Source organism: Clostridium aminobutyricum, assembly GCF_017255415.1.
Classification (GTDB): domain Bacteria; phylum Bacillota; class Clostridia; order Peptostreptococcales; family Anaerovoracaceae; genus Aminipila; species Aminipila aminobutyrica.
On record NZ_JAFJZZ010000004.1, the window covers coordinates 147228 to 163293 of the forward strand.

Sequence of the window (16066 nt, forward strand, 5' to 3'; positions counted from 1 at the left end):
CGTTTATTCTATCTTCCCTAGTTTTTCTAATTGTTTTTGAAGCTCAATCAATGCTTTTGCCCGATGACTAATTTTGTTTTTCTCCTCCGGCGGTATCTCTCCGAAGCTGACAGGATATCCTACAGGGCGAAACAACGGATCATAGCCGAACCCGTTTTGCCCGGATTCTTCCAATAAAATATGTCCTTCACACTCTCCTCGTGCAACAAGTACCCTTCCGTCCGGAAACGCCATTGTAATGACAGCGACGTATCGTGCGGTACGTTTTTCCATCGGAACATCCTCCAGCATTTCTAAAAGCTTTTGGTTATTCTTATTATCATCGCATTCCTCACCGGAGAATCGTGCAGAATAAACGCCGGGGGCTCCGTCTAAGGCATCCACCACAATTCCCGAATCATCCGCAATCGTAATTTTGCCGCAGAGCTTCATAACTCCCTCCGCCTTTTTCAGGGAATTTTCTTCGAAAGTCACGCCATCCTCTACGATTTCCACCTTTGGAACGCCGAAATCATCACGTCCGACAATTTCCATTCCAAATTGTTTTGTGATGGCTTCCATCTCCATTATTTTATGTTTGTTTTGCGATGCTGCTACTATGATCATATTCCCTCCATCCACTTTATATCCATATCTATTGGCTGACAGCTATTGTCCTTACTTAAAATCTCCGGTTATCTCCCTTTGTACTTTATTTAACTGCGTGCATCCTTCCGCAGCTAATGCCAGTAATGCGGTTAGATCATTTGCCGTAAAAGGGGATTCTTCTCCTGTTCCTTGAACTTCAATATACTCGCCTTTATCCGTCATTACCACATTCATATCCACTTGAGCTCTGGAATCTTCATAGTAACACAAGTCTAACATTCGTTCCCCTCCGACTACTCCGACACTGATAGCGGAAACAAAGCCCTTCACCGGAAGTTCTTTTATCATCTGTTTCTGCTGCATCCATTTCATGGCCTCAACCATTGCCACAAAAGCTCCTGTAATACTAGCCGTTCGAGTTCCTCCGTCTGCTTGTATCACATCGCAATCGATCCATATGGTCCGTTCACCGAGTTTCCCCATATCTACCACTGATCGAAGAGAGCGCCCAATGAGTCGTTGGATCTCCATGCTTCTTCCATCGATCTTCCCACGGCTTGAATCTCTTATCTTTCGAGTTGCCGTTGATCTTGGCAGCATACCATATTCAGCGGTGATCCATCCCTGCCCGGTTCCTTTTAGGTGTTTAGCGGTGGAATCTTCCACGGAAGCTGTACAGATTACCTTTGTATTCCCCATTTCAATTAAAACGGACCCTTCCGCACTCATCAAATAATTGTTCGTGATCTTCATATTTCTGATCTGATCATTTTCTCTATTGTCAATTCTCATTTTTCCCCCGTCACAGCAACTGCTGCCCTTTATCCTTTGTTTTATATATGTTTATGTTGTTTAAATAACTGCTTTTAACCCGATAATCACGAGGATAAGTCCTCCGAGGATTTCTGCACGACAGCCTAAGATATCGCCGAACTTCCTCCCCATTACAATCGCTAATGCCACTAAGTCCGCCGTGATAAAAGCAATGATGGCCACTGCTTGCAGAATGTCCACTCGCATAGCACTGAATCCTACGCCCACCGCAAAAGCATCGATACTCGTTGCAATCGATTGAAAAATCAATACACGAAAGGTTAACTTCCTTTGTGACTGTGCCGCATCACAAACCGTTTTACCGCCTGCTGCCTTTTGCTCTGCCATATGCTCCCAACCTTCTTTGATCATCTTGCCGCCTATCACCCCAAGAATGAGCAGAATCACAATCCCCGCATATCTGGAAATTATGTCGGCAAACAATCCGCCGGCGAAATAGCCTATCAAAGGCATCAATGCCTGAAATAAGGCAAAAAATAAAGTCATTTGCACATAGTCTTTCGTTTGTAAGTTCTTACAGACCATGCCGTTGGTCATGGATACAGCTACCGCATCCATCGCAAGTCCAATTCCTATAAAAATAATTTCAATTAATGTCATTACTTTCTGCTTCCTTAAATCAGTTTTATTTATCACTTTATAGCTTTCGTTTTCGTCCAAATAGTATACCATAATTTCTCTAGACCTTCAAAGAAATATATTGTATTATATTTCTATAACATTGTATACATCAAAGGTACGCTTTAGCCCTACAGGGTCCTATTTTATAGTTTATTAAAGGAGTAATATTTTATGAAGATTGTAGTTTTAGACGGATATACAACCAATCCCGGCGACTTATCCTGGGACAAGCTCAAAGAAATGGGTGAATTTACGGTCTACGACCGAACCTCTCCGGAGGAGATCGTAGAACGTGCAAAAGATGCCGACGTTGTTATCATCAATGCAGTTGAATTGACAGCAGAAATCTTAAAACAATTACCGCAATTAAAACTGATCTCCCTTCTGGCAACCGGCTATAACAATGTGGATATTCCGACGGCACGTGCACAGGGAATCGCCGTATGCAATACCCCTGCTTATTCCACGGAAGCCGTATCCCAGCATACGATTGCTCTTTTGCTTGAAATCTCAAACCACGTTGCGCTTCACAGCGAAGCCGTTCATAACGGGGCTTGGTATAAATGCCCGGATGATTGTTTCTGCATCAAACCGCTTTCTCTATTAGACGGGAAGACCTTAGGCATTGTCGGCTACGGTAATATCGGAAAAAGAGTAGGACGAATAGCGGAAGCCCTTGGGATGAAAGTCATTCCTTACAGTAAAGATCCGGAAGCCGCTATTCAAGCAGATGTCCTCAGTTTACACTGCCCGGTTACACCGGACAACCGGAACATGATTAACGCAGAATTTATCTCCCGTATGAAAGACGGTGCAATCCTATTAAATACCGCCCGAGGAGGTTTAGTCGATGAAGATGCCCTGCTGGAAGCTCTGAAATCCGGCAAGATCGCAGCTGCCGGTATTGATGTAATCAAAACAGAGCCACCGAAAGAAACAGAGAGCAATCCGCTTATCGGAGCTCCGAACTGCTTTATTACGCCGCACCATGCTTGGATGCCGCGTGAGACAAGACAATTGCTTCTTGATATTGCTTATAAAAATATTCAAAGCTTTGTGAATGGCGAAACGCTTAATCGTGTTGATCAATAGCCATTACTCAGAATTGTTTTATAATCTAATGAACACAATGGATGGAGAATACTACCCTATGAAAATCGTTATACTGGATGGCGGTACGATCGACCCGGGTTTATCTTGGGATGGGCTGAAAGCCTTTGGAGAACTTACCGTTTATGCGAAAACCTTACCGGAACAGGTGGTTGAAAGAGCAAGAGAGGCCGACGCCGTTTTCGTCAGCAAAGTTCAATTAAATCAATCGAATTTATCGCAGTGCCCTCATGTGAAATTTATCGGTGTGATGGCTACCGGCTACAATAATGTGAATTTGGAGGATTGCGGAGAAAGGGGTATTGCCGTTTGCAACATCCCTGCCTATTCAACGGATTCCGTTGCGCAGCACGCATTCGCATTGATCCTTGAAATCACCAATCAGGTAGCACTTCACAACGCTTCTGTCAAGGCAGGAGACTGGAGCCGATCCGAATTGTTCTGCTATTGGAAATCTCCGCTGGTATTGCTTCGGAGCATGTCCATCGGTATCATCGGATACGGAAATATCGGCAAAAAGGTAGCGAACATTGCAAAAGCCTTTGGGATGAAAGTCAATATTTACAGCCAAAACCCAGAGGCCGCAATTCAATCGGACATTCTGTCTCTGCACTGTCCGGCGACCGATGAGAATAAAGGGTTTATTAATAAAGACTTTATCCGTCAGATGAAGGATGGAGCGATTTTAATCAATACGGCCCGAGGGGTGTTAGTAAACGAAGGGGACTTAGCAGAGGCATTAATCAGCGGCAAACTGTCTGCCGCCGGTCTTGACGTTCTTGTCGAGGAACCTGCTGCTGCGGATAATCCCCTTATTCCGCTTCCGAACTGTTTCATCACACCGCATATGTGTTGGGCGGCGGCAGAATTGCGTCAAATAATCATTGACGGCTGCATCTCAAATTTTCAAGAATTCTTGAACGGCGGCACCTTAAACAGAGTGGATTAAAGATAAAAAGACCTGTCTCAAAAAGATTCATAGGAGACAGGTCTTTTATTTAAAATCTAAAGTCTCTTTTCCCTTGCTCAATATCTTGGAGGTTTCCAAGCGCAATCCGCTTCACCTTTTCAGAAGACACATGCTCCATTTCCTTTAGGATCAGGTCTTCTCCGAGACGCTTTGTTTCTCCCGAAGCGTAGTCCTCCAGATACTCTTTTAACGTCATCAGGGCATTCGGATGGCAGCAATTCTGAATTTGCTGATTCTTGCAAAGCTCCATAAATCGGTCTCCGGTTCTGCCTTCTCGATAACAAGCAGTGCAGAAGCTTGGAATGTAGCCTAATTCCATCAGCCACTTTACGACTTCGTCTAAGGATCGGGTATCACTTACTTCAAACTGCTCTGAGCGTTCATCCTCCGGTTCCTGTTCCGCATAGCCGCCCACGCTGGTCCTTGAACCTCCGCTTACTTGAGATACCCCCAAATGAAGCAGTTTCTCTCGACATTGCTGACTTTCTCTTGTCGACACAATCATCCCTGTATACGGTACGGAAACCCTGATACAGGCAACGATTTTCGCAAAGATATCATCATCAATGCCATTGTCAAACACATCCGGGTCGATGTCGTCCGCACGGCGAATTCTCGGTACGCTGATGGTATGTGGGCCTACTCCATAGACGGCTTCCAAGTGCTCCGCGTGCATCAGAAGTGCCGCAAATTCATATTTGTACAGTTCCAATCCAAACAAGACACCAAGTCCCACATCATCAATGCCTCCCTGCATCGCTCTGTCCATCGCTTCTGTATGATACGCATAATTGTGCTTTGGCCCTGTCGGATGAAGCTTTTCGTAGCTTTCTTTATGATAGGTTTCTTGAAATAAAATATAAGTACCGATTCCTGCCTCTGCCAGTTTCCTATAATTCTCAACCGTCGTCGCCGCAATATTGACATTCACGCGGCGGATGGCTCCGTTCTTGTGCTTAATGCTGTAAATGGTATCAATGCACTCTAAAATGTAGTCCATGGGATTCATCTCCGGGTCTTCCCCGTACTCTATCGCTAACCTTTTATGTCCCATATCCTGAAGAGCCATTACTTCCGTACGTATTTCCTCCTGTGTAAGCTTTTTTCTCGCAATATGCTTGTTCTGAGCATGGTACGGACAGTAAACACACCCATTAACACAATAGTTGGATATATAAAGCGGTGCGAACAAAACGATACGGTTGCCGTAAAAATCCTTCTTGATCTGTTCTGCCAAGCGATAAATTTCCTGATTCTTTTCTTCTATCTGACAGGCAAGCAATACCGATGCTTCTCGGTGTGAAAGACCCTTTCTGCGCTTTGCTTTTTCAAGAATATTGTCAATCAGGTCTTCATTGTTCTTATTCTGCTGTGCATACTCGAGCGTTGCCAATACTTCTTCATGCGAAATAAACTCTTCCGCCTTTGATGATGTTGGATTGTACATGTTTTCTTCCTTTCCTATTTGAACCTTTAAAACGTTCCTCTACTTTACACGGTCTCCACGATCTACCACCAGTTCGTAGCCGATACTTTTCATGCGGTTGTCCATACAGACGCGGCATTCTGCCGCCTCATCTCCCGTGCAGATTTTATTATCATACAGCATGTATTTCCTTCGAACGTTAATAGGCGATAAATTCGGCATGACGACATTCGCCCCCGCAAGAATGCCGAGCTCCCTTCCGTTGGGTGCGATGGTTCCCAATGCCGTAGTCGCCGGAAGCAATACTTTCGGCAGCATCAGCCGAACGATACCCACCATCACTAAAGTCTGTTCCAGCGTTCCGTTCGATTCCTGTGCAAAAGGAGTTTGATGATGCGCTATGAAGGGCCCCACCCCCACCATATCCGGTTGAAATTCATGCATAAACAGCAAGTCATCTGCCAGACAGCCCACTGTTTGGTAAGGCGAACCGATCATCAAACCGCAGCCTACTTGAAAGCCAATCTCTTTTAAATCCCAGAGACATTTTTTCCTGTTTTCAAGGGTCAATTCATTGGGATGGATTTTGCTGTAATGCTCGTCGTTTGCGGTTTCATGCCTCAGCAAATATCGATCGGCTCCAGCCTCAAAATACGCTTTATAACTCTCATATCGTTTTTCGCCGATAGACAATGTAATGGCACAATCCGGATAGTTTTCTTTGATCTCCTTTATGATGTCTACCAGAACTTCATCCGTGAAGGCGTTGTCTTCACCGCCTTGCAACACAAAGGTTCGAAAACCCAACGCATGTCCGTTTTCGCAGCAAGCTACTATTTCTTCCTTGGTCAAGCGATATCGGCTTGCTTCCGTATTGCTTCTGCGTATTCCACAATAATAGCAATCATTTTTGCAGTAATTGGTAAATTCAATCAAGCCTCTTGTGAAAACGGTACTGCCATAATGTTTATGCCGAACCGCTCTGGCTCTTTCAAACAAGTATTCTCTGCTTTCCTCCGTGTGATCCTGCAGCAAATACTCAAATTCTTTTTTGGTCAATAGCTGGGTCTGTTCCAGCTGATCAATTAATTCTTTCATCATACCTCCGAGTTTTTTCATCTCAACGGTTGCCATCGGTCCGCTGCAATCCGCTATTCCGGCAGTTTCGAATAAACCGCCTTTGCACTGACGCCGGATAACCTGCCGATTTTCCCCGAAAGTGCACTAATAACATCTACGGGCGCATCCATTGCAATACTGATAATGTTGACACCTCTCTTCTCATAAGGAATTCCCATACGTCCTATGATATATTGCCTGTATTCATGAAGAAGCATATTGACTTGTTCAATCGAGTCTTTATTTTCTATCACTATTCCTAACAAAGCCACTCTAGTTTCCACGGCCTTCAACCTCCTTGCCGGTCATTCATACCTTAACCTTTATTGCTCTAATTATTCAAACAAAAATGCGGCTTCACCACTCCGCCAGGGAACCCAACGGCTTAAACAAAAAAATGCGCCTAAAGGCGCATAAGTATAGGTTCTTTTACATTTTTTCATTATCGTACAGCGCCTTCCATCTCAGAAATCGTTCTTAGATGTCAGAAATACTCTCTATTATTTTTTATATCCTTCATCAAAAGAATTCCTCGTGACTCAGTATCTTTATACTACTCTTTTTTCTCCGTAAATGCAAGAAAAACGCCCAGTTTTCCCAAGCGTTTTTCTATCGTTTATTTAAATTCTTATAGTACATAGCAAAGGTGTAGTCTATCTTTTATATCCACTAAACCCGATTAATTACTTTCGGTTCGTGATAGGTAAATACTTTGGTAGTAAATTCATCTGAATACTTCTTGGTAAACAAACTCACCATCGGTACGACAATGACTGAAAAGATCATCGCAGAGACACCCATCTGAGGCGCAAATGCCTTTGCCGCTGCAAAACCTATGGTACTGCATAGGTAAATCATTGCACCGCCTACCACGATCAGACCGGACAATAAGCCTGCCCAAGCACCGGCCTTGGTCACTTTCTTAGAGTATATGCCCCACATGAACGGACCTATAAAGGAACCGGCTACGACGCCCCATGAGAAGGACATCAGATTTACAATAAAGGAGATGTTCATCGTCGCGAAGAAATAGGAAAGTGCAACGAAGATGACGCATAACAATCTCATCCATTGCATCTGTCTTTTTTCTGAAATCATCGGGTGGATATCTTCTATCAAGTCAACCGATACCGCGGAACTAGATGAAAGAACTACCGCAGCTAACGTCGACATGGACGCTGACAACAAAAGCAGCATGATGATGCTTAGAATAACCATGGAAAATACATTGGAGGTAAGCGCCTCCATTAAAAGCGTCGGCATCACGCCGTCAAACCCACCGACTACATTTGGCGTACCGTCGGCATTAGGCGTTAAAAACAATCTGGAAAGAGAGCCTGTGAAATAAGCTCCTGCTCCGATGATGATTGAAAAAACGGTGGATACAATGGTCGCAATTCGGATACTGCTTTCGTCCTTTATCGCATAATACTTATGTACCATCTGCGGAAGGCCCCATACACCAAAGCTCGTCAGCAAAACATTCGTGAGTAAAAATGAAGCACTTGGTCCGCCGGTAAGATCGATAAGCTGAGGATTCACAGCTTCCAATCTCGGAATAACCTGTGAGAATCCTCCGACCTGCGGACTATACACTAATATCAAAATCATTGCGATTAAACCGCCTACCATGATAATGCCCTGAATAAAGTCATTTAATGCCGTCGCTACATAACCTCCCATGACAAGGTAGATTCCGGTTAAAACCGCAACAAGAAGCATACAAATTTTAGGATCTGCTCCCCCGTAAATGGCACTGAACATAGAGCCCAAGCCCTTATAAACAGACGCAGAATATGGAATCAAAAAGATAAATATTACTGCGGCAGAGAAAAGCTTCATGCCCCTGCTGTTATAGCGTGCCGAAAAAAACTCCGGCATGGTTCTGGCATCTAAAGTCCTGGTCATACGCCTTGTTCTCTTGGCAAGAACCTTCCACGCCAACCAGCATCCAAGAAACGCATTTCCAACACCAATCCACATACTGCCAAGACCGATGTTCCATCCATGCATGCCGGCATAACCTATAAAAATTACAGCGGAGAAGTACGAGGTTCCGTACGCAAAAGCGGAAATCCATGGGCCCACGCTTCTGCCTCCCAGCAAAAATCCGTCCATGGTTGCTGCTTTTCTTGCGCTGAAAGCACCCACTCCCAACATAACAAGAATAAACACGACTAAAGATATCGTTGCAATTAATTGTGTCATAAAAATTTCCCTCCAGTATAGATCCGCCTGATCATCTTAAACGGCGAATCTCTATGCAAGGAATTCATAAAGGGTTCCTTTATAGAATTCTACTGCTACTACATTCCTACATTTTCTATTATTTTGTCTTCAACGGCTCGTCGAAGACCGGTGCATCTGCGCATTTTTCCATTGCGTCATGCACTAGATTCTATCAGACTACTTTTGCACTCATGGTGCCCTACAAACCTCATGTGATATTTCACCAGTCCCTATCTGCCATAAAATATCGAGGAATCTTCGTTTTTCTTGTTTGCTATGTACTATTCAATTGTCAAGTTGCAAAGTCTTAATTAGCATTTTACAATACTTTCATCTGACTTTTCAATGCCTTTTTGCTGTGCCACTCAAAGTTTATGAAAAAATAAGTTATCCTCAGTCCTATATTATCCGATTATATAAACATAAACGGAATGAATAAATCCCGAAAAAAATGTTTGATTTGTCAATATTTATTTACTTAAGTAAATAAATATTATAAAATATAGTGTTATTAAAATGTGTGTGTATTATATTAAGAGGAGTAATTTATGATTTCAAGCTTACATATATCTGATACGGTAGAATTATGCATTACCGATAAAATGCTTCAGAAATCTTTTTATAAAACAAAAATTCAAGACATCAATCTAAACAACGTTTTTTATACCATGGTGCCGACCTCCGAAACGGGGCGTCCGGTGCTCTTTTTTAAAGATCAAACTTATGAACTCTATCATAAAGGCAGTGAAGGCATCCTTCTTTGGCGAATCGTTTATCTAGGCAGTGAAAAAACGGATAATATTATTACCTTACAATTTCAAGCAATTTCCGGTCCTGAAAAAACGCAAAGAAGAGAATATTTCAGACAACCGGTAAGTATTCCAGCAGAATTCGATATGACCGATGAAGAAGCAAAGGCGAGCCAAAAGACAGCCCTTAGCGGAAGAATTATTGACTTAAGCGGAGGCGGCTGTTCCATGATGTCCAGCACTGAGCTGAAACTTCAGAGCGGAGCTCGGATCCGATTTGCCTTTCGTGGTGTTACCTTCGAATTTGACGCAATCGTTCTGGATCGAATCGATTATACACAAACAAAATCGGAGTGGGATTATAAGTATAGAATGTGCTGGATCGATTTTATTCAAGGCAGCCGAGATCATCTGGTTCGACTTGTATTCGATCAACAGCGTGAATTCTTGGCTCAAATCTCTTTATCCGGGAGATAAAAAGATGCACACATGCCAACGGCTTGCAGTTGGTCATCTTGATACAAAAAAAATCAGTATCTAAATAATTCTGTTGAACCCCTTACACCTGGTTCTTTAAAAATTTTTGGATACTGATTTTAACTTTCTAATGAATCTCATTGAACAATAGTAAGCCCTCTATAAATTTGTCAACATTCGGTTTTCCGCCTGAAGTATTCTTTCCTCTTAAGTAATCCATTTCAGCCCGAATACTTTGAAAATCAAAAATGCCTTGATGGTAAGTCTGAAAAATTTCATTATAATAATCCTCCACACCCATGGCGGCGATGTTCGTCAATCCCTTTTTCACGGCACGGCGAATCCGCTGTTTTACAACCTTCGGATCTTCGTCGATCCTACTGCAATAACAAGAAATACCTTCTCTGATATCACCGGAACCCTTCTGCAATTGTTCCTCACAAATCTTTATGATATCACAAGTTCCGGTTTCGCCGATCATTCCCAGTATGGATAGATGATATTTGATGTCCTTCATTTGCTGCTGTTTCGAATGGGTCTGGAGCCTCTGCGGAATCAGCTTCTCCACTTCAAATATCTCGCAAATTTCACCGACCATATTTTTCAATTTCATTCTTTCATTTACATTTCTAAGGACACTTACTACTTCGATCAAATTAATCGGCTTGCTGATAAAAAATTCTACGCCCTCTTTATACGCTTCTGCAATCATCTCTTTATTGGATACCTGGGAAATCATGATAAAACTGATTTGTGGCTTCATCTTCTTAATTTCACGAACTAAGCTTACGCCATCTTTTTTCGGCATTAAATAATCGATTAAAACAATATCCGGTGCCTGCGCCATTATTTCCACCGCCGCAGTCTCTTCATCTATGGAAAAGCCTATCACTTCTCCTAAATTCTGCTCTTCCACAATCCGATTCAAAACCTTTACTATGCTTAACGAATCATCCACAATATAGTATCTCAACTTTATCCTCCTCAAAATACGAAACCGGAATCCATACAAGGAACTGCGAGTAACGGTTTTCCACCGACTCAACAGAGATGCTTCCGCCAAACACTTCCACAATCAAATCTCTTACCAGTGTTAAGCCAATTCCCCTATTGATATCTCCTGTAGTCAGATCAAATTTCGTTGAATAACCCGGAGCAAAGATCATTTCCATATCCTCTTGCTTAATACCTATGCCATTGTCCGTAATTTTAAAAGCATAAAATTCATTTTCTTCCCTATTCGTTTTATAGATATGTAGCTCAACCAACCCATTTTGCTGCGCTGCGACCGCATCAATGCCATTTACAATCAAATTACGCAATACGGACATCAGCCTGTAATGCTCTTTCACTGTAAAATTGCAATCAATCCTTGCAGAAAAATGAATCGCTTTATTTTTTTCGTTTATATACTCCGCTATATCCGACTCCAAGATTTGAATCAGATCCCGAATACATAAATCCATTACTTTCATCTCCGATACAATATTATCTTGAATCCCTTTGATCACACGAATATATCCTTTTTTTATTTCATGAACATCTTTGGCAATATCCAAAGCTAAGGTATGAATCTCCCGCGGATACGTCTTATCTTCTGCAATATGGTAGAGTGAAAATGCCTTTTTCATGACGTCTTCAATTTCTCCGATGTTTTTTTTCATGAAATATACCTCGCTGTCAAACACCGAAGCCATCACCATCAGCTTTTTATATCTCAATTCATGCTCTTCTTTCGATAATAAGGATTTATAGGAATCAATGGCGATACAAGTCATAAAAACTAAAGCAGATCGAACCAATGCGATGACAAACAACGTCTGAACCAAGGAGTACGTTATAAATCCCGGTCCATTCATAGCCAGCAGCTCTACCGTATTGGAAATGGTATCGCAAGCTACCAATGTAAACAAAAAAATTGTATAATTTTGATTAGATTTTCTGTAATAGGCAAAATAGTAGATGAACCCATAAGAAAAGTAAAATAATATGTCCGGCAAAGCAGCTTCCGCAGCCGCAGCGGCATCTTTGATTTGAAGATATAACATCATATATCTGAAAAACGGAGAACAAAGCCCTGTTAAAACTGCCAGCTTAATCGGGTTTATTTCCGGGAATATGTGCAGACAAGTTCCAAAGATAATCACGGCTACCGCAATGATAAAATCATCAGAAAAAACATTAATATATAGCTGCGATCCAAAAGATACACAAACCGCAGTGATAACCGCCTGCTTTACTTTCTTCATCCGTAACCTCGCTTAGCCCATATTTCTTTATCTTCTGTAGCACAAAGCGTGGCAATAAGAGTCCTTACTGCCACGACTTATTATAATATATTATACATTTATCAATTCTAGCTTGCAATATCCTTATCGCCATTTTGATTTTTCATCACACTCTTCTTCTTTTCCAACAAATCGGAATATCTTCGCTTTACGATGTCATGCCATAAATCAGCATTTTTAATGCCGCACTCAGCAGGATCAAAGACAGGGTCCAATCCTAGCTTCTTTTGTCTTTCATAGTCCTTCAATATTTTAACTGCCGGTTTTTGAAGTAATATTAATCCGATCAGATTGATCCACGAGCAGAAGCCAACCCCGATATCGGCAAAATTCCATGCTACCGTTGAAGTTCGAACACTCCCGAAGATAATCATCGCAACTAATATCAATTTTACTGCGATCTGAATTTCTTTTAATTTCGGGCTTTTCTTAAACAAATAAGCTACGTTGCAATCCGCATAGAATCCAAAGGACATAAGGGTAGTGAAGGCAAAGAAGAAAATAGCCAATACAAGAAATATCGAACCAAATCCAGGGAGCAAGGAATCAATGGCGGCCTGCGTATAGGCTGAACCTGCGGCCACACCCGGAAGGTTTTCCACAATAAATGTTCCATCTGCACCCTGAACATTGTACATCCCCGTACATAAAATCATGACAGCGGTAGCACCACATACAAAGATGGTATCTACATAAACGGAAAAAGATTGAGCCAGCCCTTGTTTTGCCGGATGGGAAACCTCTGCTGCGGCAGAAGCCTGTGCCCCTGAGCCCATTCCTGCTTCACTGGAATACACGCCACGTTTTACACCCCATATGATCGCCTGCCCCCATATAGCCCCGTAAACTGCTTCCATATGGAAAGCAGACTTAAAAATAAGTGCAAACATACCGGGAACATTTTTATAATTCACTGCAAGAATGATTAGAGCCAACAAAATATATCCGATCGCCATAAATGGAACAATATATTCTGCCGTACGCCCAATTCGTTTCATGCCACCAAATATGACAAATCCGGTTAAGGCGGCAAGGGCCAGCCCTGTTACTAAAGTGGATATGCCAAATGTATTATGTACGGATTCGGCAATGTTAAAAGCCTGAATAGTTGGTCCCGTAAGAGCATTTGCTATGGTTGCTGCAATGGCAAACACCACCGCCATCGCTTTAATGCCCGTGCCTTTTTCTATATAGTAGGCCGGTCCTCCGCGATATTCCCCATTTATTTCTTCTTTCCATGTCTGCGCTAATACAGATTCTGCGAAAGCAGAGCCAGCACCTAAAAAGGCGTACACCCACATCCAAAATACGGCGCCGGGACCCCCAAAGCAGATTGCTGTTGCAACGCCGGCAATAGCACCGATTCCGATACGTCCGCCTAACGCCATAGCGAATCCTTGAAAAGATGAAATCCCATTCTCGGAGCTTTTACCTCCGAGCAGCAGGGTTAACATATCTTTTGCCAATCTTACCTGAAAAAATCTCATCCGAACTGATAATAACGTTGCGACACCCATGCAAAGCACAATTAAGGCAACGCTCCATAGGTATACGTTAATTTCATTCGTTATAGTGACTAGATTCATAATCTTGTCCTCCTTAATAAATATGTATACAAGACTGAATTTGATACTGTTTTTCTATGCAAATGTAATGATTGTGCCTGTTTTTTCTTCAAGTGCTTCCAATGATTTATCAAGAGATGTAATGATTGCTTTTTTAGTTGGATTTGCCCTTACAAACTTCATTGCAGCCTGCACCTTCGGAAGCATGCTTCCTGCCGCAAACTGCCCCTCCTCCACATACTTAGAAGCTTCTGAAAGCGTCATCTTATCTAAGTTCTGCTGCTGGGGCGTATTAAAATGAATGGCTACTTTCTCAACTTCTGTCAAGATCATTAAGCAATCGGCATCCACTTGTTCTGCCAATAGTTCTGCCGCGAAATCTTTATCGATGACCGCGGCGGTTCCTTCCAACATGCCATTGTCCTTTTCAATGACCGGTATTCCACCACCTCCACATGTTATAACGATTGTAGAATCCCATAGCCTTTTAACCGCATCGATTTCTACGATTCTGCGAGGCAGCGGTGACGGTACAACACGCCTCCAACCACGCCCCGCATCTTCTTTCATGATATAGCCCTTTTGTTCCGTTAATTCTTTTGCTTCCTCTTCACTGTAGAACTGCCCAATAGGCTTCGTCGGATTTTGAAAAGCCGGATCGGATTCTTCGACAATCATCTGAGTTGCAACGGTTACCACTTGCACATTCTTATTTCGAAGATTAAGTGCATATTTTAAACACTGTTGTATGTGGTATCCTATATAGCCTTGTGACATGGCTCCGCATACGTCAAACGGCATGGCAGGCGTTGCATCCTTTGCATATTCGGAAGCCAATAAGATTCTTCCTACCTGAGGCCCGTTTCCGTGTACAATGGCGATCTCATATCCTCGGCATGTGATTTCCGCAATATAGTTACAGGTTTGCTTAACGACTTCCAACTGTGCCTCCGCTGTGGCAGGTCCTTTGCCTGATTGCAGTGCATTGCCGCCCAAGGCGATTACAATTTTTTCTTTATCTGACATCTTCCTTCTCCTTTAACCAATAGTGGCTACCATAACAGCCTTGATGGTATGCATTCTATTTTCTGCTTCGTCGAACACTTTAGAATGTTTGCTTCGGAACACTTCGTCAGTAACTTCTCTGATGTCATACCCTAAGTCCATTTGACTCTTTGCCATGGCAGTCTCAAAATCATGGAAAGCCGGCAGACAATGCATAAAGATCACATCTTTATTTCCCGTAGCCTCTACCATTTCTTGTGTTACCTTATATGGGGTAAGCATTTTTACTTTTTCCGGAATCTGCGCCTCTTCACCCATGGAAGCCCATACGTCCGTGTAAAGTACATCTGCCTCTTCCAAGCATTCTGGTGTGCTGGAAATTTCAATAACAGCACCCGTTTCTTGAGCAAGCGCCTGAACATTGGCAAGAATATTCTTATCAATTGCTTCGGCTAACTCGGCGGGACCGTATGCAACATAATGCATTCCCATCTTTGCACAGCCATACATCCATGCATAACTCATGTTATTTCGGATATCTCCGCAGAATACAACCTTTACTTTGTGCAATGGTTTAGCCACATGTTCTTCTATCGTCAACAGGTCCGCTAGAATCTGAGTAGGATGATCGACGTCCGTTAAGCCGTTCCAAACCGGTATTCCTGCATGCTTTGCTAAGCTTTCCACCAGTTCCTGCTTGTATCCTCTGTATTCAATGCCATCATAAAACCGGCCAAATACCTTTGCGGAGTCCTCCACCGATTCTTTTTTACCAAATTGAGAACTGTTTGAGTCGAGAAAAGTTACATTTCCTCCTTCATCAAGGCAAGCCACTTCAAAGGCGCATCTTGTTCTGGTGGAAGTCTTTTCAAAAAGAAGAACAATGTTCTTTCCCTTTAAAGCCTTCCCTTCCATACCTGCTCTCTTTTTTGCTTTCAAATCATGTGACAAATCCAGCAAATATCTGATTTCCTCCGGTGTAAAATCCATTAATGTCAAAAAACTTCTTCCTTTTAAATTCACTGCCATTTTCTATCTCTCCTTTTTCCGTTTGAATTTTGCGCAAACAGCTCTGTCGATTCACT

Annotated in this window: 15 protein-coding genes; 3 read left to right on the plus strand and 12 right to left on the minus strand. The window is 42.5% G+C overall.

All coding sequences use genetic code 11. The features are described 5' to 3' along the window. Positions 1–3: 3 nt before the first annotated feature. Genes JYB65_RS10465 through JYB65_RS10475 form a run of 3 tightly spaced genes read right to left on the minus strand, consistent with a single transcriptional unit; the run spans position 4 to position 2022 of the window. The gene (locus JYB65_RS10465) at positions 4–606 is read right to left on the minus strand and encodes an XTP/dITP diphosphatase (protein ID WP_206582622.1); all 603 of its coding nucleotides are present in this window, start codon (positions 604–606) and stop codon (positions 4–6) included. 51 nt (positions 607–657) lie between these two features. Next, on the minus strand, positions 658–1380 hold the full coding sequence (gene rph, locus JYB65_RS10470) for a ribonuclease PH (RefSeq protein WP_206582623.1): 723 nt from the start codon (positions 1378–1380) through the stop codon (positions 658–660). Between the two features lie 60 nt (positions 1381–1440). Further along, positions 1441–2022 (minus strand): manganese efflux pump MntP, encoded by a 582-nt coding sequence (locus JYB65_RS10475; protein ID WP_206582624.1) that lies wholly within the window; start codon positions 2020–2022, stop codon positions 1441–1443. Between the two features lie 192 nt (positions 2023–2214). Between JYB65_RS10475 and JYB65_RS10480 the strand changes: the two genes are divergently transcribed. Continuing rightward, complete coding sequence (locus JYB65_RS10480) at positions 2215–3135, plus strand: D-2-hydroxyacid dehydrogenase (RefSeq protein WP_206582625.1); 921 nt, start codon at positions 2215–2217, stop codon at positions 3133–3135. A gap of 58 nt (positions 3136–3193) precedes the next feature. Continuing rightward, on the plus strand, positions 3194–4102 hold the full coding sequence (locus tag JYB65_RS10485) for a D-2-hydroxyacid dehydrogenase (protein WP_206582626.1): 909 nt from the start codon (positions 3194–3196) through the stop codon (positions 4100–4102). A gap of 49 nt (positions 4103–4151) precedes the next feature. Here the strand turns inward: JYB65_RS10485 and hydG are convergent, their stop codons facing one another. The 4 genes from hydG to JYB65_RS10505 all read right to left on the minus strand — a co-directional run bounded on the left by hydG (position 4152) and on the right by JYB65_RS10505 (position 8876). Beyond that, positions 4152–5570 (minus strand): [FeFe] hydrogenase H-cluster radical SAM maturase HydG, encoded by a 1419-nt coding sequence (gene hydG / locus JYB65_RS10490; RefSeq protein WP_206582627.1) that lies wholly within the window; start codon positions 5568–5570, stop codon positions 4152–4154. Positions 5571–5609: 39 nt separating this feature from the next. After that, positions 5610–6647 carry a [FeFe] hydrogenase H-cluster radical SAM maturase HydE gene (gene hydE / locus JYB65_RS10495; RefSeq protein WP_206582628.1) on the minus strand — a complete coding sequence of 346 codons (1038 nt, stop codon included), beginning with the start codon at positions 6645–6647 and terminating at the stop codon, positions 5610–5612. A 53-nt stretch (positions 6648–6700) separates the two neighbouring features. Further along, positions 6701–6952, minus strand: coding sequence for a TM1266 family iron-only hydrogenase system putative regulator (locus JYB65_RS10500; RefSeq protein WP_206582629.1), 252 nt, complete (start codon positions 6950–6952; stop codon positions 6701–6703). 385 nt (positions 6953–7337) lie between these two features. Beyond that, positions 7338–8876, minus strand: coding sequence for a sodium:solute symporter family transporter (locus JYB65_RS10505; RefSeq protein ID WP_206582630.1), 1539 nt, complete (start codon positions 8874–8876; stop codon positions 7338–7340). 569 nt (positions 8877–9445) lie between these two features. Here JYB65_RS10505 and JYB65_RS10510 point away from each other — a divergent pair. Continuing rightward, entirely contained in the window at positions 9446–10123 is a 678-nt protein-coding gene (locus JYB65_RS10510) for a flagellar brake protein (RefSeq protein ID WP_206582631.1), read from the plus strand. Between the two features lie 127 nt (positions 10124–10250). Here JYB65_RS10510 and JYB65_RS10515 read toward each other — a convergent pair whose 3' ends face one another. The 5 genes from JYB65_RS10515 to argF all read right to left on the minus strand — a co-directional run bounded on the left by JYB65_RS10515 (position 10251) and on the right by argF (position 16010). Next, the gene (locus JYB65_RS10515; protein WP_206582632.1) at positions 10251–11096 is read right to left on the minus strand and encodes a DNA-binding domain-containing protein; all 846 of its coding nucleotides are present in this window, start codon (positions 11094–11096) and stop codon (positions 10251–10253) included. Then, the gene (locus JYB65_RS10520) at positions 11074–12372 is read right to left on the minus strand and encodes a sensor histidine kinase (protein ID WP_206582633.1); all 1299 of its coding nucleotides are present in this window, start codon (positions 12370–12372) and stop codon (positions 11074–11076) included. The genes JYB65_RS10515 and JYB65_RS10520 overlap by 23 nt, the downstream gene beginning before the upstream one ends. A gap of 107 nt (positions 12373–12479) precedes the next feature. Further along, on the minus strand, positions 12480–13997 hold the full coding sequence (locus JYB65_RS10525) for an alanine/glycine:cation symporter family protein (RefSeq protein ID WP_206582634.1): 1518 nt from the start codon (positions 13995–13997) through the stop codon (positions 12480–12482). 54 nt (positions 13998–14051) lie between these two features. After that, positions 14052–15002, minus strand: a complete 951-nt coding sequence (gene arcC / locus JYB65_RS10530; protein ID WP_206582635.1) for a carbamate kinase — start codon at positions 15000–15002, stop codon at positions 14052–14054. 12 nt (positions 15003–15014) lie between these two features. Further along, positions 15015–16010: an ornithine carbamoyltransferase gene (gene argF, locus JYB65_RS10535; protein WP_206582636.1), complete on the minus strand. Its 996-nt coding sequence runs from the start codon at positions 16008–16010 to the stop codon at positions 15015–15017. Positions 16011–16066: the final 56 nt, after the last annotated feature.